This is a genomic window from Roseibaca calidilacus (assembly GCF_001517585.1).
GTDB classification, from domain to species: domain Bacteria; phylum Pseudomonadota; class Alphaproteobacteria; order Rhodobacterales; family Rhodobacteraceae; genus Roseinatronobacter; species Roseinatronobacter calidilacus.
Map to the genome: position 1 here is coordinate 219,796 of NZ_FBYC01000001.1, position 22,078 is coordinate 241,873.

Sequence of the window (22,078 nt, forward strand, 5' to 3'; positions counted from 1 at the left end):
CATGAGCACGGTGCGCGCCTCTGCCTGCCCGGCCTGTGCGGCGGGACCTGCTGCGGAAAACCTGGCCCGGGCAGAGTTGCCCCAAGCGCGCGTTTTGCTGTCGGTGCCTGAAGTGCATTGCGCGGCCTGTATCTCGACCATCGAGCGGGATCTGGCACGAATGCCGGGGGTCAAATCCTCGCGGTTGAACCTGACGCTGAAACGCCTAAGCGTGGATGCCGAGGCGGGCGTTGAACCCGCCGATGTGATCGCGCGGCTGGATGCCTTGGGCTACGAAGCGCATGAGCTGGACGCAGGCACCCTGTCCATGACCGAAACCGAACGCCAAGGCCGCGAATTGCTGATGCGGCTGGGCGTGGCTGGCTTTGCCATGATGAACATCATGCTTTTGTCGGTCGCGGTCTGGTCCGGGGCAGACGGCCCAACCCGTGACATGTTCCACCTTATATCGGCCGTCATCGCCATTCCGACCGTGGGCTTTGCGGGCCAGCCGTTTTTCCGCAACGCGTGGAAGGCCCTGCGCGCAGGCCGGATGGATATGGACGCGCCAATCAGCTTTGCCATTCTGCTAACCTTGGGCCTGTCGATATTCGAGACGTTGCAATCGGGCGCCCATGCCTATTTCGATTCGGTCGTGATGCTGATCTTTTTCCTGCTGGCGGGGCGGTATCTGGATTTCCGCGCGCGTGCTGTCGCGCGCTCTGCCGCGCAGGAATTGGCTGCGCTGGAAGTGCCGCGCGCCATTCGGGTTGTGGATGGGGTGGAACGCACCGTCAATGTGGCTGAACTGGCCGTGGGCGATCTGGTTCTGGTGCGCCCCGGCGGGCGGATGCCGGTCGATGGCGTGGTCGTCTCTGGCCAGTCGGAACTGGACCGCGCGCTTCTGACGGGCGAAACCCTGCCGGTTTTCGCGGGCGAAGGCAGCTTTGTCAGTGCCGGCGAGGTGAACCTGACCGGCCCCTTGACCGTGCGCGTCACGGCGGCGGGCAAGGACAGTTCGCTTCATCGCATGGCAGACCTTGTTGCCAATGCCGAATCCGCGCGCACCAAATATACCACGCTGGCAGAACGCGCGGCGCGGGCCTATGCCCCCAGCATTCCAATTCTGTCGCTGGGCGCGTTCTTTGTCTGGATGTATCTGACCGGCGGCGATCTGCGCGTGGCGATCAATGTGGCGGTGACAACGCTTATCATCACTTGCCCTTGTGCGCTGGGTTTGGCCGTGCCCGCGGTTGTGACCGCGGCCAGCGGCAAACTGTTTCGCAAGGGATTGCTGATAAAGGATGGCACCGCGCTGGAACGCTTGGCAGAGGTGGACACGGTTGTCTTTGACAAGACCGGCACGCTGACTATGGGCACACCCGCGCCGACAAACCTAGAGTCCGCCCCGGATGATGCACGCCGCGTGGCGCTGGCCTTGGCCGAAGCATCAAGCCATCCGCTGGCCGCGTCGCTGGCCAAGGGGTTGCGCGACATGGGCGTGCGCCCGGCGCCCATCGCCAACTTGGCTGAAGTGCCGGGTTATGGCGTGGAGGGCCAATGGCATGGCGCGCGCGTTCGCTTGGGCCGTCCGGCTTGGGTGGGGGCAGACCCGCTAGACTCGACGGCGGCATACCTGTCGCTGGGCGATGCCACTCATGCTTTCACCTTCACCGACCAATTGCGACCCGGCGCAGAGGATGTGGTGCGCGCCCTGCACCGGCAGGGTAAGCAGGTCTGGCTGATCTCGGGCGATGTGCCGGGTGCCGTGCAGTCACTGGCGCAACGTCTGGACATTGACCGCTGGCAGGCCGAGGCGCTGCCGCAGGACAAGGCCGCACAGGTCGCAGCGTTGCAAGCCGATGGGGCACGGGTGCTGATGGTCGGCGACGGCTTGAACGACACCGTAGCGCTGAGCGCCGCGCATGTGTCCATCTCGCCCGCCAGCGCGCTAGATGCCGCACGCGCGGCGTCCGACATGGTGCTGCTTGGCCGCGACATTGCCCCGATTGCCGACGCGTTGCGTATGGCTGGTCAGGCCAAGCGCCGCATCCGCGAGAATTTCTGGCAATCGGGCATTTATAATGCGATATTCGTGCCGATTGCGCTTTTCGGCCTTGCGACACCGCTGATCGCGGCGGCGATCATGTCGGTGTCGTCCATAACGGTCACGTTGAACGCGCTGCGGCTGAAGTAAAGACATTCATGGAAGTTCTGACCATTCTGATCCCGGTCTCGCTGATCCTTGGCCTGCTGGGCCTGGGGGCCTTCATCTGGACCCTGCGCAAGGGCATGTATGATGACCCGGACGGCGACAGCCAGCGCATCTTGACCGATGAATATGATGACAAACCCAAACCCGTGGACAAGAACGGGTAGTCAGGCGACATCCTCGGGGCGGTTTTTCTTCCAGCGCCGATGTGTCCACATCCATTGGTCCATATGCTGGCGCACAAGCGTTTCCAGCGACTTGTTGAGCGCTTTCGTCATCGTCAGCGGGTCGCTATGCGGGATCGGGGCTTCGATGCGCACACTGAAATTCAGTCCGTCCGGTTGGCGGATACCATAAACCGGCACCAGAAGTGCCTTGTATTTCAGGGCCATTTCGGCGGCAGAAAGCGCTGTGCGCGCGGGCTGGCCCATGAAATCCAGAAGCTCTCCGTGTTGCATGTAGTGATCGGCGACCAGCCCGACCATGCCGCCTTGGCGCAAGAAGCGTAGCATTGCGACCAATCCGTCGCGCCCACGCGCGAAAACAGGCGTGCCGATGCGTGAAATCGCGGCGACATAGCGCGTGTTGAAGGCCGGGTTGCGCATGGGCATGTAGAACCCGGCAACTTTGAAACCCTGCGCCAGCAGAAGCGCGCGGGCGGCATCGTAGTTGCCCAGATGCCCGGTCACAAGAATGACGGGCTGGCCCGTGGCATGGGCTTGGCGCAGGGCGTCAAGCCCAGTGCCTTCGATCTGCGACCGGGCCGCATGGGCAACGAATTCGCGGCCCGAAAAGATTTCGGCCATGGTGCGGGCCATGTTGCCGGGCACATGCCGGGCCAGCCGCGCGCGTTCTGCCGGGGGCAGGTCGGGGGCCACTAGGTCAAGGTTGCGCCGCACGCGTTTGCGCAGCCCCGCAACCGGGCCGACCAGATGCGCGCCCAGCCAGCCCAGCAAGGGAATGCGCCAGCGATAGGGCAGGGGCCGCAACCCTTCCAAAAGCGCGCCCGCGACCATGTCTTGGGCGCGGTGGCGCAGGCTTATCCGGCGGGGTTTAGCCATCAATAACTGTAATCGGCGTAAATGCGCGACAGATCGCCTTGCCAGTCGCCATGGTAGCGGGCCAGCAATTCGTCTGCCGGGGTCTGGCCGGTTTCCAGCGTTTCTTTCAGCGCATTCAGGAAATGGGTTTCATCGGGCAACATACCGCCCGCACCGGGGCGTGCGCGCGCTTTCAGGCCCGCTTCGGCAATCGCGACCACCTCTTGCGCGATCTGGGCCAGCTTCACGCCGCCCGCTTCGCCTGCCAGCCCGTCGACAGAGGCCGCCACGCGCAAACCGTCACGCGTTTCCGCGTCCCAGCCCTTGGCAATGTCCCATGCCGCATCCAGCGCGGCTTGGTCGTAGCACAGCCCGACCCACAAAGCGGGCAGCGCGCAAAGCCTGCGCCACGGCCCACCATCGGCCCCGCGCATCTCGATGAATTTCTTCAGCCGTGCTTCGGGGAAAATGGTCGTCAGATGGTCGGCCCAATCCGACAGCGTCGGGATTTCGCCGGGAAGCGCGGGCAACTCTCCGCGCATGAAATCGCGGAAGGACTGCCCCAGCGCGTCAATATATTTGCCATCGCGGTAGACGAAATACATCGGCACATCGAGCGCGTATTCCACCCAAGGCTCGAACCCAAAACCGTCTTCAAACACGAAGGGCAACATGCCGGTGCGCGACGCGTCCAGATCGCGCCAGACCCGCGCGCGCCAGCTTTTATGGCCGTTGGGTTTGCCATCCAAAAAGGGCGAATTCGCAAACAGCGCGGTGGCCACGGGTTGCAGCGCCAGCGCGACGCGCAGCTTTTGCACCATGTCGGCCTCTGACCCGAAATCGAGATTCACCTGAACCGTGCAGGTGCGATACATCATGGTTTTCCCCATGGTGCCCACGCGGTCCATGTAATCGGTCATCAGCTTGTAGCGGCCCTTGGGCATGACGGGCATCTGGTCGTGCGACCAGATCGGTGCGGCCCCCAGCCCGATGAACTCTACCCCGATACCTTCGGCCACAGAGCGCACTTCGCGCAGATGTTGGTTCACCTCGTCGCAGGTCTGGTGAATATTGTCCAAGGGCGCGCCTGACAGTTCCAACTGCCCGCCGGGTTCCAAGGACACATTCGCGCCATCCTTTTCCAGCCCGATGATATGGCCGGCTTCCAGAACTGGTGCCCAGCCGTAGCGGTCGCGCAAGCCTTCCAGCACGGCGCGAATGGAGCGCGGGCCATCATAGGGCAGCGGGTTCAGCGTGTCGCGGCAATAGCCGAATTTCTCATGTTCCGTGCCGATGCGCCACTGGTTCTTGGGCTTGCAGCCTGCGGCCAGGTATTCGGCCAGTTGGGCCTTGCTTTCGATCGGGCCGCCGCCGCTTTGGGGAATGGACATCTGGCATTTCCTTGTTCGTGTTGCGGGCAGACTTGGGCCGGGCGTGCGGCCAAGTCAAGCCTTGGCAAGACGGCTGGGCCGTCGGCTGGGATGCAACCATAGCACACGCGCGGGCTGTGGGTGGTCCAGCGCGCTCAGAACATCGACCATGCGAAGGCCCGCAAACTGGGCAAAGGCATCAAACAGTGCGTCGCTGCCCTGCGCCGCGACCGGGATATGCAAGCTTTCGTCCGGCGTGACAAGCCGCCATGTCTGGCCATGGTCGACCAGATGCAATTCCACGACCTGCCCGATCCCGACAAAGCCGCCGGTTTCCGGCCCAAAATAGCTGATCTGCCCTTCAACCACCTGCACGATGCCCGGTGCATCGGTATCACGGTGAAAGCGCATCCGCCGCCAAGCCACCAGTGCCAGCCCCAGACCCGTGGCAATGATCGCGGTGCCAAGGATCTGGATGAACCGGTCATGGCTTTGCAGCATCCACAGGCCAAACCCAGACAGGCCAAGGCTGGCCAGAACCTCTGACCAGCGGCGCAAGGCGTCGGTCAATTCGGGGCGGATCAGCCTCATGCTGGATTGCCCAAGGTCAGCGGCGCTTGCAGCAGCGCGACGCGGTATTGGCCGATCTGTGCAAACCCGATCCGCGCATAGGCGCGCGCGGCATGGTCGGAATTGGCGAACAGGATGGCACGCTGTGCGCCCTGTTCGCGTAGCTCGGCCAGATGTGCGGCGATAACACGGCCCGCCCGGCCCTGCCCGCGCAACTCTGGCGGCACGAATACACCGCCAATCTGCACCACGCCGCGCGTGGCGCTGTTCAGCCCGGTCATGGCGGTGATCTGCCCGTGTTCCACCAACAGGCGCACCCGGCCAGAGGTGATGGCAGTCGCCGCCCGGTGTTGCGCGGCATCGCCCCCCGGATGGGTGCGTGTTTCGGTCATATAGGCGTCAAACCAGCCGGTCAGCGTGTCGCGGTCATGGTCTGCGGGCGCGCGCAGGGTGGCATCTGGCGCAGCCAGCGCGGCAAGGTCCAACGCACAAAGCGGCTCGTCATGGTTGATCTGCCAAACCGCGCCGGTCAGCGGCAGCGCGTTCAGGATAAGCGCCACCTGCTCTGTCGCGCCGGTCATACCGCGCAAGGTGTAGCCCTTCAGCAGATGGGAATAGGTCTGCGCTTCCAACGCGGTAAGGCGCGGGATCTGACACATCAGCAACCCGCCATTGGTGGCCCCGAACACGCCGATTATCCCATCGCCAGTTTCTTGCAGGAAGAAAGTCGTGCCATACGGGTGGTCAGTGTTGTCTGTGCCATAAGCGTCCAGATTGCCCAACAGGAACATCGAGCTGTCGATATGCGCTTCGAGAAACGCGCCAAGCGCGGCAGTGTCCTTGGGGCCAGCTTTGCGGATCATTGCCAATCTCCGGCCGTGGATTGCCACAAGGTCAGGGCCGCGACGGCGGCGGTATCGGCGCGCAAAATGCGCGGACCAAGCGAGATGGGATGCACCATCGGCAAGCGCCGGAGTCGGTCGCGTTCGGACGCTGAAAACCCGCCCTCGGGACCGATCAGCAGCGCGGCGGGGGCCGGCGGCGGCGGGCACGGGGGGGCACTGTCTGCCAGCCCTTCATCCGCCCAGATCAGCGCGCGCCCTTCGGGCCACGCAGCCAACAGGCGCGAGAGGGGTTGCAGGTCATCCACCACCGGCACGAAGGTGCCGCCGCATTGCTCTGCGGCCTCAATCGCATGGGCTTGCAGCCGGTCTTGCCGGATACGGTCGGAATTGGTGAAATCGGTCTGCACCGGCAGAATACGCGCGGCGCCCATTTCTGCCGCCTTTTCCACGATGAAATCGGTGCGCGCTTTCTTGATCGGCGCAAAGATCAGCCACAGGTCGGGCGGGTTGCGCTGCGGGGCAATCTGGTGCTGGCAAATCAGCGTTCCACCGCGTTTGCCGGCCTCTGCCACTTCTGCCATCCAAGCGCCATCGCGCCCGTTGAACACGGCCACAAAGCCCCCCGGCCCCAGCCGCATGACGTTGAACAGGTAATGCGCATGGTCGCGGGACAGGTCCAACCCTTGCCCCGCCCCCAAAGGCTGCTCTAGATAGAGCCGTATCTTGACCGCTTCGCCAGACATGAGGCCGAATTTATGGACAATCACCCGCAAAGGCCAGAGGGCACGGACACCCCCGTGGCCGATGCCTATGCGCAGAATTGGGTGGACCGGCACGCGCCCGCAAATCTGCGCCCCTATCTGCGGCTGTCGCGTATCGACCGGCCCATCGGCACATGGTTGTTGCTGCTGCCCTGCTGGTGGGGGGCGTTTCTCGGTGCAGCCTCTGCCCCCGATACGGCGGGTTGGCTGACGGTCTGGATATTCACCGCCTGCGGCGTGGGTGCGGTGCTGATGCGCGGCGCTGGCTGCACATGGAATGACGTGACCGACCGCGACATAGACGACAAGGTCGCGCGCACCCGCTCGCGCCCCATCCCGTCCGGGCAGGTCACGACGCGGCAAGCGCTGATCTGGATGGGGGTGCAAACCGGTGTGGCGGCGTTGATCCTGTTCACTTTCAACTGGGCGGCCATCGGGCTTGGGGTGCTGTCGCTGGCGCTGGTGGCGATATACCCCTTTGCCAAGCGTTTTACATGGTGGCCGCAGGTGTTTCTGGGGCTGGCCTTTAACTGGGGCGCGGTTCTGGCCTGGACGGCGCAAACCGGCAGTTTGGGCCTGCCCGCGATCTTTCTGTATCTGGCGGGCATAAGCTGGACGCTGTTCTACGACACCATCTACGCCCATCAGGACCGCGAGGATGACGCGCTGATCGGCGTGAAATCCACCGCGCGGCTGTTTGGCGCCAACACCGACAAATGGTTGCGCGGGTTTCTGGTCGCGACGGTCGTGCTGATGTCGCTGGCGATCATTTACGCCCTGGCACCCTTGGCGAACCCGCTGGCCATGTCCATCGGGCTGGGCGGGGCCTGGGCCATGGGGTGGCACATGCAATGGCAGTTGACCAAGCTGGACATTGATGATGGCGCGATCTGCCTGAAGCTGTTCCGGTCGAACCGCGATGCCGGGTTACTGCCTGCGCTGTTTCTTGCCGCTGCCCTTTTCGCCTGATTGCGCGGCTCGTGCGAAGGCGCTAGGGGACAGGCATGAAACGTTTCTTCGACCAATTGCTCTCTGCGGCATTCGCAGTGCTGGCCCGGTTCAAATGGCACGCGATGACGGCGGCTGCCTTTGTCCTTGCGGCAATACTTGCGCTTGGGGCGGCCCAGCTAAGCGCCCGGGCCTTGGAAAACGTGGTCGCGCGGGAAACATCAAATGCCCTTGTCGCCGAGGGGCTGGATTGGGCCGAAGTCGACACCGACGGGCTGTTGGTGCGCCTGAGCGGCGAGGCCCCGACAGAGGCCGAGCGCTTCAAGGCGATCAGCACCGCGAACCAGATCGTGTCTGCCGAGCGCATCTTGGATGAAGTCTCGGTCACGCCCGCGACCGAGATTGCCGCGCCGGAGTTTTCTATGGAAATCCTGCGCAACGGTTTGGATGTGCAGATGGTCGGGCTTGTGCCTTGGGCGTTCGACATGGACAGGTTTCTGTCGCGGGTCGAAGATATAGATGCTGAATTGTCTGTCGAGAACATGCTGGAAACCGCAGGCTATCCAGAACCTTTTGCTTGGACCAGTGCGACGGATTTTGCGCTGCATGCGCTGGCGTCGCTGGAAGCGGCCAAGATTTCAATCTCGGCCGGCCGGGTGAATGTGATCGGGCTGTCCGATTCCGAGGCAGAGCGCGACCGCATTCGCGTGGACCTTGGCCGCAAGCGCCCGCGCGATGTGATCGCCGCGCTGGATATCAGCGCCCCGCGCCCCGCGATCAGCCCCTTTACCTTGCGTTTCGTGCTGGACGAGTCGGGTGCGCGGTTCGATGCTTGCGCGGCCGATACGCAAGAAGCCCGGACCGCGATCCTTGATGCCGCGCGCGCAGCCGGTGCCAAAGGGCGGCTGGACTGCGTGGTCGGTCTGGGTGCGCCGACCCCGGATTGGCAGGAAGGTGTGGTCGAAGCGTTGAACGCGGTTGCCAGCATGGGGCGCGGCACTGTCACCTTCTCGGATACCGATGTGTCCTTGATGGTGCCTGCATCGGTCGAGTCCGACATGTTCGACACGCAGGTCGGTGCCTTGGAAACCCGCTTGCCAGAAGCGTTTTCGCTGGATGCGGTGCGCCTGCCGCCAAGTGATTCCGAGCTTGCCGTGTCAGAGAGCGAAGCAGAATTCGCCGCCCGCCTTGTCGCAAATGGAGGCGTGACATTATCCGGCCGCCTGACCGACGCGCGCACGCGCGACGCGGTGCGCAGCCTTGCGCAGGCCAATTTCGGGCCGAATGCTGTTACCATGGCCGCGCGGCTTGACCCCGATTTGCCGGGGGGCTGGCCGCTGCGCGCGCTTCTGGCGGTCGATGTCCTGAGCTACCTGAATACGGGCGATGTGCGCGTCACACCGGATTTGGTAGAGATTTCGGGCGTCTCTGGGCTGGCGGATGCGTCTGACCAGATCTCGCGCTTGCTGGCTGACAAGTTGGGCGAGCGCGCGGTGTTCGAGTTGGACGTGAGCTATGACGAGGCGTTGGACCCGGTCGCGCAAATGCCCACCCCGGCGCGGTGCCAAGGCTGGATTGAGGAAATCATCGCAGAGCGCAAGATCACCTTTGATCCCGGCTCTACCTCTATCAGTGCCGATGCCGTTGGCATTCTGGACGATATTGCAGAAGTGCTGCGCGGCTGTGGCCGCATGAGCATGGAGGTCGCGGGCCATACCGACAGCCAAGGCCGCCTTGAAACCAATATGCGGCTAAGCCAGCAGCGCGCCGAAGCGGTGGTGGCCGGGCTGATGGCGCGCGGTGCGCTTGTCAGCGAGTTCGAGGCGAAAGGCTACGGCCCCGAATTTCCCGTTGCCGACAATGGCACGGAAGAAGGGCGCGAAGCCAACCGCCGGATTGAATTTTCGCTGATTGGCGCATCTTTGGAAGCGGCGCGTGCGGAAACCGCGCCAGCGGAAGCGGCCACCGCCGAGGCCGCAGAACCGCAAGAGCTGCTTGACGAATCGGACCTTGCAATCCGTGTTAGCCCGGCCGAAGAGGCCGCCCTTCGCCCCCGCACCCGCCCGGATCGGCCCGAATAAGCAACAGGACTGCCTAACATGAACCGTATGCAATTTGTTCTTGTCACCGCGCTTGTGCTGTTCGTGGCTTTTGCGCTGGGGTGGTTCACCAATTGGTTGATCCATCGCTTCACGCGGGTACGCCAGCAAGATCTGGGCGAATTGGACAATATGGCCCAAGCCTTGCACGAGGCTGAGGAAATCCGCGATCAGGCCATCACCTATGTCGAAACCCGCGAGCGTGATCTGACAGCGCGCATCAAGCAATTGGAAGCAGAAGTTGACGCGGCGATGGCCGGTGTCCGCGAGGCGCGCGCAGAGGCCGAGTATTACCGCGGACAGATGCAGGGCGGCACACAGCAATAGCGCCTTGCCCGTTTTGCGGGAAATTGGCACTTGGCATCCTGCCCCGTTTCGACTAACACGCCACACGTCTAGGGCAAATCCGTCAGGTTTTGCCTTGGATGATTCGTCCGAGACGGTGGGTGATGCCTTGCATCATAAATCCTGCCTGAGGCGGGACAGAGACAATTTTCTGACCGGGGTTTTCCTCGGGCGAAATTGGAGAGTGCCCGTTCGGACCTCTTGTCGGGGGTAACAGCCCGACGCAACGAGCCGAGGGGGCAACCCCTCGAAAATTGGAGAGACCCTGTGGATAGAGCCCAAAAAGAGAAAGTGGTCGAGGAACTCGGCCAGATCTTCGAAAGCTCTGGCGTGGTTGTGGTAGCACATTACGCTGGCCTCACGGTTGCAGAGATGCAGGTTCTGCGCGCTCGCATGGGCGAAGCGGGCGGAGCCGTGCGTGTCGCCAAGAACAAGCTCGCCAAGATCGCCCTTGAAGGAAAGCCTTGCGAAAGCATTTCCGGCCTTCTGACAGGAATGACCGTTCTTGCCTATTCCGAAGACCCCGTCGCGGCTGCGAAGGTGGTTCAGGATTACACCAAAGAGAACCCCAAGCTGGTGGTTCTGGGCGGTGCAATGGGCAGTTCGGCGCTGAACCCGGATGGTGTCAAGGCTGTGGCTGCCATGCCCTCGCGCGAAGAGCTTATCGCTCAGGTCGTGTCGTGCATTGGTGCGCCTGCATCCAACATCGCCGGTGCGATCGGTGCGCCTGCTTCCAATATTGCCGGCATCCTTTCGACGCTCGAAGAGCGCGAAGCGGCATAAGCAACCCATGGCCCGCGTGGCGCGTGCGCGCCCGCGTTGGACAAACAAACCTGAACAGAACGGAACAGAACAATGGCTGACCTTAAAGCACTTGCAGAGCAGATCGTGAACCTGACCCTGCTGGAAGCACAAGAACTGAAAACCATCCTGAAGGATGAATACGGCATCGAGCCCGCTGCTGGCGGCGCTGTGATGATGGCAGGCCCGGCAGGCGATGCTGGCCCCGCTGCCGAAGAAAAGACCGAATTCGACGTCGTCCTCGTCGAAGCCGGCGCCAACAAGATCGCGGTCATCAAAGAAGTTCGCGGCATCACCGGTCTGGGCCTGAAAGAAGCCAAGGACCTGGTCGAAGCTGGTGGCAAGGCCGTGAAAGAAGGCGCTCCGAAAGAGGAAGCCGAAGAAATCAAGAAGAAGCTTGAAGAAGCTGGCGCGAAAGTCGAGCTCAAGTAATCGGGCGGGATGCGCGGCATCTCGACCCCATAAAATTGAAACTGGGGCCAGAGCATATCTGGCCCCAGTTTATCGCTGTTTCTGGACAGCTCTTTGTATTGGCTTAATTGCCCAGAGGGTTGTCCAGGGAAAGTGATCGGCTCGGGAGCGGACCTGTGGGAGGGTTCGCAGGAATAGAGCCTCTGACCCATTTCGCAAGCGGCCGGCGGCTGAGGCCCGACAGCCCGCCCGCCCGCGAAGACATAGAAGGTGACCACGCATATGGCGCAAACCCCTGTTGGCCCGAAACGCATCCGCAAGATGTTCGGCAAAATCCGCGAAGTGCTGGAGATGCCGAATCTGATCGAGATTCAGAAATCATCTTATGACCTGTTCCTGCGCTCAGGCGATGCCGACAAGCCGTTGGACGGCGAAGGTATTATGGGTGTGTTTCAGTCGGTTTTCCCGATCAAGGATTTCAACGAAACCGCAACGCTGGAATTCGTGAAATACGAGCTGGAAAAGCCGAAATACGACACCGAAGAATGCATGCAGCGTGACATGACCTATGCCGCGCCGCTGAAGGTGACTCTGCGCCTGATCGTGTTCGATATCTCGGAAGAAACCGGCGCGAAATCGGTCAAGGATATCAAGGAACAAGACGTGTTCATGGGTGACATGCCGCTTATGACCGGCAACGGCACGTTTATCGTGAACGGCACCGAACGCGTGGTCGTCAGCCAGATGCACCGCTCGCCGGGCGTGTTCTTTGACCATGACCAAGGCAAGACGCACAGCTCGGGCAAACTGCTGTTCACTTGCCGCATCATCCCCTATCGCGGCTCTTGGCTGGATTTCGAGTTTGACGCGAAGGATCTTGTATTCGCGCGCATCGACCGCCGCCGCAAGCTGCCCGTGACCAGCCTGCTCTACGCACTGGGCATGGATCAGAACGCGATCATGGATGCCTATTACGACAAGGTGAAGTTCCGCCTTGAGAAGAACAAGGGCTGGGTCACCAAGTTCTTCCCCGAGCGCGTGCGCGGCACCCGTCCGACCATGGACCTGATCGATGCCGCCACTGGCGAAGTGATCTGCAAGGCCGGCGACAAGATGACGCCGCGCATGGTCAAGAAGCTGATCGACGCGGGCGAAGTGACCGACTTGCTTGTGCCGTTCGACAATATTGTCGGGCGCTATGTGGCCAATGACATCATCAACGAAGAAACCGGCGCGATCTATGTCGAAGCCGGGGATGAGTTGACCTGGGAACTGGACAAGGATGGCGAGGTCAAGGGCGGCACGCTCAAGACCCTGCTGGACAACGGCATCACCGAGATTGACGTGCTGGACATCGACGGTGTGACGGTTGGACCTTACATCCGCAACACCATGGCCGCCGACAAGAACTGGAACCGCGAAACCGCGCTGCATGACATCTACCGCGTCATGCGCCCGGGTGAGCCGCCGACCTATGACACGGCCTCTGCCCTGTTCGACCAGTTGTTCTTCGATTCCGAGCGTTACGACCTGTCCGCCGTGGGCCGGGTGAAGATGAACATGCGCCTGCAACTGGACGCGCCCGATACCCTGCGCACGCTGCGCCCCGAAGATATCGTGGCCTGTGTGCGTGGTCTGGTGGAACTGCGCGACGGCAAGGGCGAGGTGGACGATATCGACCACCTGGGCAACCGCCGCGTTCGATCCGTGGGCGAGCTGATGGAAAACCAGTATCGCGTCGGCCTGCTGCGCATGGAGCGCGCGATCCGCGAGCGCATGTCCTCGGTCGAGATTGACACGGTCATGCCGCAAGACCTGATTAACGCGAAACCGGCAGCCGCCGCGGTGCGTGAATTCTTCGGGTCGTCGCAACTGTCGCAATTTATGGACCAGACCAACCCGCTGTCCGAAGTGACCCACAAGCGCCGCTTGTCCGCGCTTGGGCCGGGCGGTCTAACCCGCGAGCGCGCTGGTTTCGAGGTGCGCGACGTGCACCCGACCCATTATGGCCGCATGTGCCCGATTGAAACGCCGGAAGGTCAGAACATCGGTCTTATCAACTCTCTCGCGACCTTTGCGCGGGTGAACAAATATGGCTTTATCGAAACGCCCTATCGCAAGGTTGTCGATGGCAAGGTGACGGATGAGGTGGTTTACCTGTCTGCCACCGAGGAACAGCGCCACACCGTGGCGCAGGCCAACGCGGTTCTGGACGAAGAAGGCAGGTTCGTGAATGAAATGGTCTCGACCCGTGTCGGCGGCGATTTCATGCTGAACCCGGTCGAGAATGTCGACCTGATCGACGTGTCGCCCAAGCAGCTTGTATCGGTCGCGGCTTCGCTCATTCCGTTCTTGGAAAATGACGATGCCAACCGCGCGCTGATGGGGTCGAACATGATGCGTCAGGCCGTGCCGCTGTTGCAGGCCGACGCGCCGCTGGTCGGCACCGGTATGGAAGCGACCGTGGCCCGCGATTCGGGGGCTGCGATCATGTCCCGCCGCGCCGGTGTCATCGACCAGGTCGATGCGCAGCGTATCGTTGTGCGCGCCACGGAAATGCTGGAACCGGGCGAACCGGGCGTGGATATTTACCGCCTGCGCAAGTTCAAGCGGTCCAACGCGTCGTCCTGCATCAACCAGCGTCCGCTGGTGACGGTGGGCGAACAGGTTACGCGCGGTCAGGTCATCGCTGACGGTCCTTGCACCGATTTGGGCGAATTGGCCGTGGGGCGCAACGTGGTCGTCGCCTTCATGCCGTGGAATGGTTACAACTACGAAGACTCGATCCTGATCTCGGAGCGCATCCTGAAGGATGACGTCTTCACCTCGATCCATATCGACGAATACGAAGTGGCCGCCCGCGACACCAAGCTGGGGCCGGAAGAGATTACCCGCGATATCCCCAATGTGGGCGAGGAAGCGCTGCGCAACCTTGACGAAGCGGGCATCGTCTATGTCGGGGCCGAAGTAGGGGCAGGCGATATTCTGGTCGGCAAGGTCACTCCCAAGGGCGAAAGCCCGATGACGCCGGAAGAAAAGCTGCTGCGCGCCATCTTTGGTGAAAAGGCATCGGATGTGCGCGATACCTCGCTGCGTCTGCCGCCCGGCGCCTACGGCACGATTGTCGAGGTTCGGGTGTTCAACCGTCACGGCGTGGAAAAAGACGAGCGTGCGCTTCAGATCGAACGTGAGGAAATCGAACGCCTGTCGCGCGACCGCGATGACGAGTTGGAAATCCTTGAACGCAACATCTATGGCCGTTTGCAGCAGTTGATTCTGGGCAAGACCGCTGTCAAAGGCCCGAAAGGTGTGAAAGCCAATTCCGAGATTACCGAGGAATTGCTCTCCAGCCTTAGCCGTGGCCAGTGGTGGCAATTGGCGCTGGCAGACGAAGGCGAAGCGCAGGAAGTCGAAGCGCTCAACGCGCTCTACGACCAGCAGAAGCGCCAGCTTCAGGCCCGTTTCGACGACAAGGTCGAAAAGGTTCGCCGCGGCGACGACCTGCCGCCGGGCGTGATGAAGATGGTCAAGGTCTTCGTCGCCGTGAAGCGCAAGCTGCAAGCGGGCGACAAGATGGCCGGGCGCCATGGCAACAAGGGTGTTATCTCCAAGATCGTTCCGGTCGAAGATATGCCTTTCCTGGCTGACGGCACCACGGTTGACATGGTTCTAAACCCGCTGGGCGTGCCGTCGCGCATGAATGTGGGCCAGATTCTGGAAACCCATATGGGCTGGGCGCTGCGGGGCTTGGGTGTGCAGATTGACGAAGCGTTGCAGGAATACCGCCGCTCGGGCGACATGACCCCTGTGCGCGAAGCCATGCGCATCGGCTATGGCGACGATACCTATTCCGAAGTGTTCGAAAACATGGACGATGGCGCGCTTGTCGGCTCTGCATCGACCGTGACCAAGGGCGTTCCCATCGGCACCCCCGTTTTCGACGGGGCAAAAGAAGCCGATGTCAACGATGCGCTGACCCGCGCGGGCTTTGACACCTCGGGGCAGTCGGCGGTGTTCGACGGTCGGACGGGCGAGAAATTCGCCCGCAACGTCACCGTGGGTGTGAAATACATGCTCAAGCTGCACCACTTGGTGGATGACAAACTGCACGCGCGCTCGACCGGGCCGTACAGCCTTGTCACGCAGCAGCCTCTGGGCGGTAAGGCGCAATTCGGGGGTCAGCGTCTGGGTGAGATGGAAGTCTGGGCATTGGAAGCCTATGGTGCCGCATACACCCTGCAAGAGATGCTGACGGTCAAGTCGGATGATGTTGCTGGCCGAACCAAGGTCTATGAATCGATCGTCAAGGGCGAAGACAATTTCGAGGCCGGCGTGCCCGAATCCTTCAACGTGCTGGTGAAGGAAGTCCGCGGCCTTGGCCTGAACATGGAACTCCTGGATTCGAAGGAGGATGAGTAAGCGGCACGCGCCGGACCCTTCCAAAGGGTCCGGTCCGTTTTCTTTGCAAGAAAACGGTGTCGCGCTTCCTTCCACCGCCAGTCTTTTAGGAATATGAAATGAACCAGGAACTGACCACCAACCCGTTCAACCCGCTGGCCCAGACCAAGACCTTTGATCAGATCAAGGTGTCGCTGGCCTCGCCGGAGCGTATCCTCTCTTGGTCCTATGGTGAGATCAAGAAACCCGAAACCATCAACTATCGCACGTTCAAGCCAGAACGTGACGGCCTGTTTTGCGCGCGCATCTTTGGCCCGATCAAAGATTACGAATGCTTGTGCGGCAAATACAAGCGCATGAAATATCGCGGCGTTGTCTGCGAGAAATGCGGCGTGGAAGTGACCCTGCAAAAAGTGCGCCGCGAGCGTATGGGCCATATCGAATTGGCCAGCCCCGTTGCGCATATCTGGTTCCTGAAATCGCTGCCGTCGCGCATTGGTCTGATGCTGGACATGACGCTGCGTGACTTGGAGCGCATCCTTTATTTTGAAAACTATGTGGTGATCGAGCCGGGTCTGACCGACCTGACCTATGGCCAGTTGATGAACGAGGAAGAATTCCTCGACGCGCAAGACCAGTATGGCGCCGACGCTTTTACCGCCAATATCGGCGCCGAAGCGATCCGCGAAATGCTGGCAAATATCGACCTTGACGATGAAGCGACCCGCCTGCGCGAGGAGCTGAAGGAAGCCAAGGGCGAATTGAAGCCCAAGAAGATCATCAAGCGGCTGAAAGTGGTCGAGCATTTCATCGAATCCGGCAACCGCCCGGAATGGATGATCATGACTGTTCTGCCGGTCATCCCGCCGGAACTGCGCCCGCTGGTGCCGTTGGATGGTGGCCGTTTCGCCACGTCTGACCTGAACGACCTGTATCGCCGGGTTATCAACCGCAACAACCGACTGAAGCGCCTGATCGAACTGCGCGCGCCTGATATCATCGTGCGCAACGAAAAGCGCATGTTGCAGGAATCGGTCGATGCGCTGTTCGACAATGGCCGTCGTGGCCGGGTCATCACGGGCAATAACAAACGTCCGCTGAAATCCATGTCCGACATGCTGAAAGGCAAGCAGGGCCGGTTCCGTCAGAACCTTTTGGGCAAACGCGTGGATTTCTCGGGCCGATCCGTCATCGTGACCGGGCCGGAGCTGAAGCTGCATCAGTGTGGCCTGCCCAAGAAGATGGCGCTCGAATTGTTCAAGCCGTTCATCTATTCGCGGCTAGAGGCCAAGGGCCTGTCCAGCACCGTGAAACAGGCGAAAAAGCTGGTCGAGAAAGAGCGCCCCGAAGTTTGGGATATTCTGGACGAGGTGATCCGCGAGCACCCGGTTCTGTTGAACCGCGCGCCCACGTTGCACCGTCTGGGCATTCAGGCGTTTGAACCGATCTTGATCGAAGGCAAGGCGATCCAGCTTCACCCGCTGGTGTGTTCCGCCTTCAACGCCGATTTCGACGGTGACCAGATGGCCGTCCACGTTCCGCTGTCGCTGGAAGCGCAGTTGGAAGCGCGCGTGCTGATGATGTCGACCAATAACGTGCTGTCGCCTGCCAACGGTGCACCGATCATCGTGCCGTCGCAGGATATGGTGTTGGGTCTGTACTACGTTACCATGATGCGCGAGGGCATGACCGGCGAAGGCATGATCTTTGCATCTATCGACGAAGTGGAACATGCGCTGGCCAATGGCGACGTGCATCTGCACGCCAAGATCCAGTGTCGCATTACCCAGATCGACGAAGACGGGAACGAAGTGACCAAGCGTGTGGAAACCACGCCGGGCCGTTTGCGCTTGGGCGCGTTGCTGCCGCTGAATGCAAAAGCGCCCTTCGAACTGGTCAACCGCCTGTTGCGCAAGAAAGACGTGCAGACGGTCATCGACACGGTCTACCGGTATTGCGGGCAGAAGGAATCGGTCATTTTCTGCGACCAGATCATGACCCTTGGTTTCCGCGAAGCGTTCCGCGCCGGGATTTCCTTTGGCAAGGACGATATGCTGATCCCCGATGCCAAATGGGAGCAGGTGAACGAGACCCGTGAACAGGTCAAGGAATTCGAACAGCAATACCTTGATGGTCTGATTACGCAGGGCGAGAAATACAACAAGGTGGTCGACGCTTGGTCGAAGTGTTCCGACACCGTGGCAAACGCCATGATGGGCGAGATTTCGGCCGTGCGCCGCGACGAGGAAGGCCGCGAACTGGAGCCGAACTCGGTCTACATGATGTCGCATTCCGGGGCGCGTGGTTCGCCCGCACAGATGAAACAGCTGGGCGGGATGCGCGGGCTGATGGCCAAGCCTTCGGGCGAGATCATCGAAACGCCGATCATCTCGAACTTCAAGGAAGGTCTGACCGTTCTTGAATACTTCAACTCGACCCACGGTGCCCGCAAGGGTCTGGCCGATACCGCGCTGAAAACCGCGAACTCGGGCTACCTGACGCGTCGTCTGGTGGACGTGGCGCAGGATTGCATCGTGCGCATGGATGATTGCGGAACCGATATGTTCATCACCGCGCAAGCGGCGGTGAATGATGGTGAGATCATCGCGTCGCTGGCAGAGCGCATTCTGGGCCGCGTGACGGCGGAAGACGTGATCGACCCGGCCTCTGGCGAGGTATTGGTCGCGCGTAACAGCCTGATCGACGAGCGCGACGCGGATGATATCGAGGCCGCTGGCATCGCCACGGTCAAGATCCGCTCGCCGCTGACCTGTGAAGCTGAAGAAGGCGTTTGCGCCAAGTGTTACGGGCGCGACCTTGCGCGCGGCACGATGGTCAACCAAGGCGAGGCCGTGGGGATCATCGCGGCGCAGTCGATTGGCGAGCCGGGCACACAGTTGACCATGCGGACCTTCCACATCGGCGGGATCGCTCAGGGGGGTAGCCAGTCCTTCCAAGAGGCGAATGCCTCCGGGACGATCGAATTGCGCAATGCCCACAGTCTGCAAAATGCGGCAGGCGAGCAGATCGTGATGGGCCGTTCGGTGCAGATCGTCATCATCGATGCCAATGGTGTCGAGCGGGCGACCTTCAAGCCGGGTTACGGTTCCAAGCTGTTCGTCAAGGACGGTCAGCAGGTCGAACGCGGTGACAAGCTGTTCGAATGGGACCCCTATACCCTGCCGATCATTGCCGAAACCTCGGGTCGTGCGCGGTTTGTCGACCTTCTGGCGGGCCTGTCGGTGCGCGAGGAAACCGACGACGCCACCGGCATGTCGCAGAAGATCGTCAGCGACTGGCGTTCGACCGCGAAGGGTGGCGACCTGAAACCAGAAGTCATCCTGATGGACCCGGAAACCGGAGAGCCGCTGCGCAACGAGCAGGGCAACCCGATTACCTATCCGATGTCCGTGGATGCCATTCTGTCGGTCGAAGATGGGCAAGACCTGCAAGCTGGTGACGTGGTTGCGCGTATTCCGCGCGAGGGTGCCAAGACCAAGGACATCACCGGCGGTCTGCCGCGGGTGGCGGAATTGTTCGAAGCACGCCGCCCCAAGGATCACGCCATCATCTGCGAGATGGACGGCTATGTGCGCTTTGGCAAGGACTACAAGAACAAGCGCCGCATCACCGTCGAGCCTGCCGATGACACGCTGGAGCCGGTGGAATACCTTGTGCCCAAGGGCAAGCACATCCCCGTGCAGGAAGGTGATTTCATCCAGCGCGGCGATTACATCATGGACGGCAACCCCGCCCCGCATGACATTCTGCGCATTCTGGGGATCGAGGCGCTTGCGAACTACCTGATTGACGAAGTGCAGGACGTGTATCGTCTGCAAGGCGTGAAGATCAACGACAAGCATATCGAGGTGATCGTTCGCCAGATGCTTCAGAAGTGGGAAATCCTGGACTCTGGCCAGACCACGCTTCTGAAGGGCGAGAATGTCGACAAGATCGAGTTCGAGGAAGCCAACGCCAAGGCCATTTCCATGGGTCTGGAACCGGCCAAGGGCGAGCCGATTCTGCTGGGCATTACCAAGGCCAGCTTGCAGACGCGCAGCTTTATCTCTGCTGCGTCCTTCCAGGAAACCACGCGTGTTCTGACCGAAGCATCGGTGCAGGGCAAACGCGACCACCTTGTGGGCCTGAAGGAAAACGTCATCGTGGGCCGGTTGATCCCGGCGGGAACTGGCGGCGTTGTTGCCAAGGTGCGCCAATTGGCAGCCGACCGCGACAAGAAGGTGCTGGATGCGCGCCGCGCAGAGGCAGAGGCCGCCGCAGCATTGGCAGCGCCCGAACCTGCCGCGCAAAGCGAAGCCGATGTCGTGTTCGGCAAGCGCGACGACTGACGCGGCACCTGATACGACCTGAACCAACCGCCCCCGCGCATCGCTTTGCGCGGGGGCTTTTCTTTTACACATGCATCAGGCAATCCTTCAGCAGTATTCCGCAAAAGGGTTATGCGCATGGATTTCACGCCTCAGGTCATCGTCGTGATCCGGTTTTCCTACCTTGGCGAAAATGGCTGGCGGCTGACGCATGGCGGTTTAGACGCCAACCGCGCAACGCTGTATAACGAGGCCCGCTTGGCCCGGCGTTTCAAGCTGTTCGAGGCCCTGACGCTGCGCTCGCTTCTGGCCCAGACCGATGCGGATTTCACGACGGCCATACTGATCGGATCGGATTTCCCGCTGGCATGGCGCAAACGCCTGACCGATCTTGTCAGGCCATTGGCCAAGGCCCGGATCATCGCGCTGCCACCGATGAAGAATTTCGCAGCCACCAAGAAAGTGTTGGACCTGTGCACCGAAGCGCCCTCGCATGTCATCTCTCTGCGGTTGGATGATGACGACGCCATGAGCCTTGATTGCGTCGCCGAGCAAAAGCGCCTTGCCCCGATGGTGTTGCAGATTTCGGGCGTGGATACGCCGACAGTCATTGCTTTCAACAACGGGCTGTTTCTGAAAATCGCAGAAGGTGGGAACAAGCTGTTCGGCGTTATTGAAAGCCTGCCTCTGGGCATCGGGATGGGTATGATCGCGCCCAAGGGTATGCGGCCCACGATCTTTTCGACCGATCATCGGCAAATTCACACAAGGTGGAATTGCTACACCGATTCCATGACGCCGCATTTCATTCGTTCGGTGCATGGCGACAACGATTCCGGCGCGCGCGTTTATGGTGTGGAAAAAGACTATTCCGATGCGGAACTGGACCAGATCATGGCAACCCGCTTTCCGTTCACGCGAGCAGAGTTGATGGCGCTGCATCCATGATGACCGACAACCTGCGCGCGGCTGTGTTCATGATGACCGGGTCCAGCGCATTTGCGGTGAACGACACCTTTCTAAAGCTGCTGGGCGACAATCTTGGCATGTTCCAGATCATCACCATGCGCGGGGTCGTGGTGTCGCTGATCTTTGCCCTGCTTTTGTGGATGCAGCGTGCCAAGATCAGCGCGCTGGTGCCGAAAGACAGGTGGCTGCTGGCCATGCGGTCGGGCGCGGAAATGGGGGCGGCGTTCTTCTTCTTCAACGCGTTGTTCCACATGCCCTTGGCGGCGGTCACGGCCATTTTGCAGGTCGTGCCGCTGACTGTTGCGGCTGCGGCCTACCTATTTCTGAAAGAGCCGCTGGGCTGGCGCAGGCTGTCGGCCATTCTGATCGGTATGGGCGGGGTCATGCTGATCGTGCGGCCCGGAACCGACAGTTTTACCATGGCTTCTGTCCATGCGTTGCTGTGCGTCTTAATGGTCACGCTGCGCGATCTGACCACGCGGGTCATGGCCAAGGGCGTGCCCTCTAGCATGGTGGCGCTGACCACGGCCATCGGGGTTACATTGATGGGCGCGGTGGGATCGGTGACGGAACACTGGGTCGTGCCTGCTGCCCTGTCATGGGCTTGGCTGGGCGGAACCGTGGTGTTCACGGTGCTGGGCTATTACCTTGTCATCCTTGCCATGCGCACCGGAGAGCTGACATTCGTTGCCCCGTTTCGGTATGCCTCACTGTTGGCGGCGCTGGTGCTGGGGTGGTTCGTGCTGTCGGAATGGCCCGCACCGCTGACCTTCGCAGGCAGCGCGATCGTGGTCGCAACAGGGGTCTATACGCTTTACCGCGAGGGCCGGGCGCGCCGCCGTGCATTGGCCGCCAAAGCAGCATTGCCACGCGCGCCCGGCGAGTGTTGACAACACCTGCGACTCCACCTATACGCCCCACAATCCACCTATCGCAGACTTTTCTGTGTGGCGGTGCGACTCAGATTAGTAGCGGTCAAGATCCGGGCTAAGCGCCCCGATC

The 22,078-nt window shown here is 61.3% G+C and carries 16 protein-coding genes; 11 read left to right on the top strand and 5 right to left on the bottom strand.

Annotated elements, in window-relative coordinates:
• Position 1: 1 nt before the first annotated feature.
• Both AWT76_RS00870 and ccoS read left to right on the top strand, forming a co-directional pair.
• Positions 2–2,176 (top strand): heavy metal translocating P-type ATPase, encoded by a 2,175-nt coding sequence (locus AWT76_RS00870; RefSeq protein ID WP_072244293.1) that lies wholly within the window; start codon positions 2–4, stop codon positions 2,174–2,176.
• Positions 2,177–2,184: 8 nt separating this feature from the next.
• Positions 2,185–2,358 (top strand): cbb3-type cytochrome oxidase assembly protein CcoS, encoded by a 174-nt coding sequence (gene ccoS / locus AWT76_RS00875; RefSeq protein WP_072244294.1) that lies wholly within the window; start codon positions 2,185–2,187, stop codon positions 2,356–2,358.
• Here the strand turns inward: ccoS and AWT76_RS00880 are convergent, their stop codons facing one another.
• Genes AWT76_RS00880 through AWT76_RS00900 form a run of 5 tightly spaced genes read right to left on the bottom strand, consistent with a single transcriptional unit; the run spans position 2,359 to position 6,759 of the window.
• Complete coding sequence (locus AWT76_RS00880; RefSeq protein WP_072244674.1) at positions 2,359–3,252, bottom strand: lysophospholipid acyltransferase family protein; 894 nt, start codon at positions 3,250–3,252, stop codon at positions 2,359–2,361.
• Positions 3,252–4,622, bottom strand: a complete 1,371-nt coding sequence (locus tag AWT76_RS00885) for a glutamate--cysteine ligase (protein ID WP_072244295.1) — start codon at positions 4,620–4,622, stop codon at positions 3,252–3,254. Before AWT76_RS00885 ends, AWT76_RS00880 begins: the two co-directional genes overlap by 1 nt.
• 54 nt (positions 4,623–4,676) lie before the next feature.
• Positions 4,677–5,192: a hypothetical protein gene (locus AWT76_RS00890; RefSeq protein WP_072244296.1), complete on the bottom strand. Its 516-nt coding sequence runs from the start codon at positions 5,190–5,192 to the stop codon at positions 4,677–4,679.
• The gene (locus AWT76_RS00895; protein WP_072244297.1) at positions 5,189–6,034 is read right to left on the bottom strand and encodes a GNAT family N-acetyltransferase; all 846 of its coding nucleotides are present in this window, start codon (positions 6,032–6,034) and stop codon (positions 5,189–5,191) included. The genes AWT76_RS00890 and AWT76_RS00895 overlap by 4 nt, the downstream gene beginning before the upstream one ends.
• Positions 6,031–6,759 (bottom strand): 16S rRNA (uracil(1498)-N(3))-methyltransferase, encoded by a 729-nt coding sequence (locus AWT76_RS00900; protein ID WP_072244676.1) that lies wholly within the window; start codon positions 6,757–6,759, stop codon positions 6,031–6,033. Before AWT76_RS00900 ends, AWT76_RS00895 begins: the two co-directional genes overlap by 4 nt.
• Before the next feature lie 12 nt (positions 6,760–6,771).
• Here AWT76_RS00900 and ubiA point away from each other — a divergent pair, with 12 nt between their 5' ends.
• The 9 genes from ubiA (at position 6,772) to AWT76_RS00945 (ending at position 21,966) form a co-directional block, all read left to right on the top strand.
• A complete protein-coding gene (gene ubiA / locus AWT76_RS00905; RefSeq protein ID WP_072244298.1) occupies positions 6,772–7,746 on the top strand; it encodes a 4-hydroxybenzoate octaprenyltransferase in 975 nt (324 codons plus the stop codon).
• A 35-nt stretch (positions 7,747–7,781) separates the two neighbouring features.
• Positions 7,782–9,806: an OmpA family protein gene (locus AWT76_RS00910; RefSeq protein WP_082700041.1), complete on the top strand. Its 2,025-nt coding sequence runs from the start codon at positions 7,782–7,784 to the stop codon at positions 9,804–9,806.
• 18 nt (positions 9,807–9,824) lie between these two features.
• The gene (locus AWT76_RS00915; protein ID WP_072244299.1) at positions 9,825–10,151 is read left to right on the top strand and encodes a hypothetical protein; all 327 of its coding nucleotides are present in this window, start codon (positions 9,825–9,827) and stop codon (positions 10,149–10,151) included.
• A gap of 285 nt (positions 10,152–10,436) precedes the next feature.
• Positions 10,437–10,952 (top strand): 50S ribosomal protein L10, encoded by a 516-nt coding sequence (gene rplJ / locus AWT76_RS00920; protein ID WP_072244300.1) that lies wholly within the window; start codon positions 10,437–10,439, stop codon positions 10,950–10,952.
• 72 nt (positions 10,953–11,024) lie between these two features.
• Positions 11,025–11,402, top strand: a complete 378-nt coding sequence (gene rplL, locus AWT76_RS00925; RefSeq protein WP_071479236.1) for a 50S ribosomal protein L7/L12 — start codon at positions 11,025–11,027, stop codon at positions 11,400–11,402.
• Between the two features lie 261 nt (positions 11,403–11,663).
• Positions 11,664–15,800 carry a DNA-directed RNA polymerase subunit beta gene (gene rpoB / locus AWT76_RS00930; protein WP_072244301.1) on the top strand — a complete coding sequence of 1,379 codons (4,137 nt, stop codon included), beginning with the start codon at positions 11,664–11,666 and terminating at the stop codon, positions 15,798–15,800.
• A 98-nt stretch (positions 15,801–15,898) separates the two neighbouring features.
• Positions 15,899–20,128: a DNA-directed RNA polymerase subunit beta' gene (gene rpoC, locus AWT76_RS00935; RefSeq protein WP_072244302.1), complete on the top strand. Its 4,230-nt coding sequence runs from the start codon at positions 15,899–15,901 to the stop codon at positions 20,126–20,128.
• Positions 20,129–20,245: 117 nt separating this feature from the next.
• A complete protein-coding gene (locus AWT76_RS00940) occupies positions 20,246–21,055 on the top strand; it encodes a glycosyltransferase (RefSeq protein ID WP_176699301.1) in 810 nt (269 codons plus the stop codon).
• Complete coding sequence (locus tag AWT76_RS00945) at positions 21,052–21,966, top strand: DMT family transporter (RefSeq protein ID WP_082700042.1); 915 nt, start codon at positions 21,052–21,054, stop codon at positions 21,964–21,966. The genes AWT76_RS00940 and AWT76_RS00945 overlap by 4 nt, the downstream gene beginning before the upstream one ends.
• Positions 21,967–22,078: the final 112 nt, after the last annotated feature.

What these genes read in the sequence shown, in the direction of transcription:
- AWT76_RS00890 (WP_072244296.1), bottom strand. Translation starts at nt 5,192, where the DNA reads ATGAGGCTGATCCGCCCCGAATTGACCGACGCCTTGCGCCGCTGGTCA.
- AWT76_RS00880 (WP_072244674.1), bottom strand. Translation starts at nt 3,252, where the DNA reads ATGGCTAAACCCCGCCGGATAAGCCTGCGCCACCGCGCCCAAGACATG.
- AWT76_RS00885 (WP_072244295.1), bottom strand. Translation starts at nt 4,622, where the DNA reads ATGTCCATTCCCCAAAGCGGCGGCGGCCCGATCGAAAGCAAGGCCCAA.
- AWT76_RS00915 (WP_072244299.1), top strand. Translation starts at nt 9,825, where the DNA reads ATGAACCGTATGCAATTTGTTCTTGTCACCGCGCTTGTGCTGTTCGTG.
- AWT76_RS00900 (WP_072244676.1), bottom strand. Translation starts at nt 6,759, where the DNA reads ATGTCTGGCGAAGCGGTCAAGATACGGCTCTATCTAGAGCAGCCTTTG.
- rplL (WP_071479236.1), top strand. Translation starts at nt 11,025, where the DNA reads ATGGCTGACCTTAAAGCACTTGCAGAGCAGATCGTGAACCTGACCCTG.
- AWT76_RS00945 (WP_082700042.1), top strand. Translation starts at nt 21,052, where the DNA reads ATGATGACCGACAACCTGCGCGCGGCTGTGTTCATGATGACCGGGTCC.
- rpoB (WP_072244301.1), top strand. Translation starts at nt 11,664, where the DNA reads ATGGCGCAAACCCCTGTTGGCCCGAAACGCATCCGCAAGATGTTCGGC.
- ccoS (WP_072244294.1), top strand. Translation starts at nt 2,185, where the DNA reads ATGGAAGTTCTGACCATTCTGATCCCGGTCTCGCTGATCCTTGGCCTG.
- AWT76_RS00910 (WP_082700041.1), top strand. Translation starts at nt 7,782, where the DNA reads ATGAAACGTTTCTTCGACCAATTGCTCTCTGCGGCATTCGCAGTGCTG.
- rpoC (WP_072244302.1), top strand. Translation starts at nt 15,899, where the DNA reads ATGAACCAGGAACTGACCACCAACCCGTTCAACCCGCTGGCCCAGACC.
- AWT76_RS00895 (WP_072244297.1), bottom strand. Translation starts at nt 6,034, where the DNA reads ATGATCCGCAAAGCTGGCCCCAAGGACACTGCCGCGCTTGGCGCGTTT.
- AWT76_RS00940 (WP_176699301.1), top strand. Translation starts at nt 20,246, where the DNA reads ATGGATTTCACGCCTCAGGTCATCGTCGTGATCCGGTTTTCCTACCTT.
- AWT76_RS00870 (WP_072244293.1), top strand. Translation starts at nt 2, where the DNA reads ATGAGCACGGTGCGCGCCTCTGCCTGCCCGGCCTGTGCGGCGGGACCT.
- ubiA (WP_072244298.1), top strand. Translation starts at nt 6,772, where the DNA reads ATGGACAATCACCCGCAAAGGCCAGAGGGCACGGACACCCCCGTGGCC.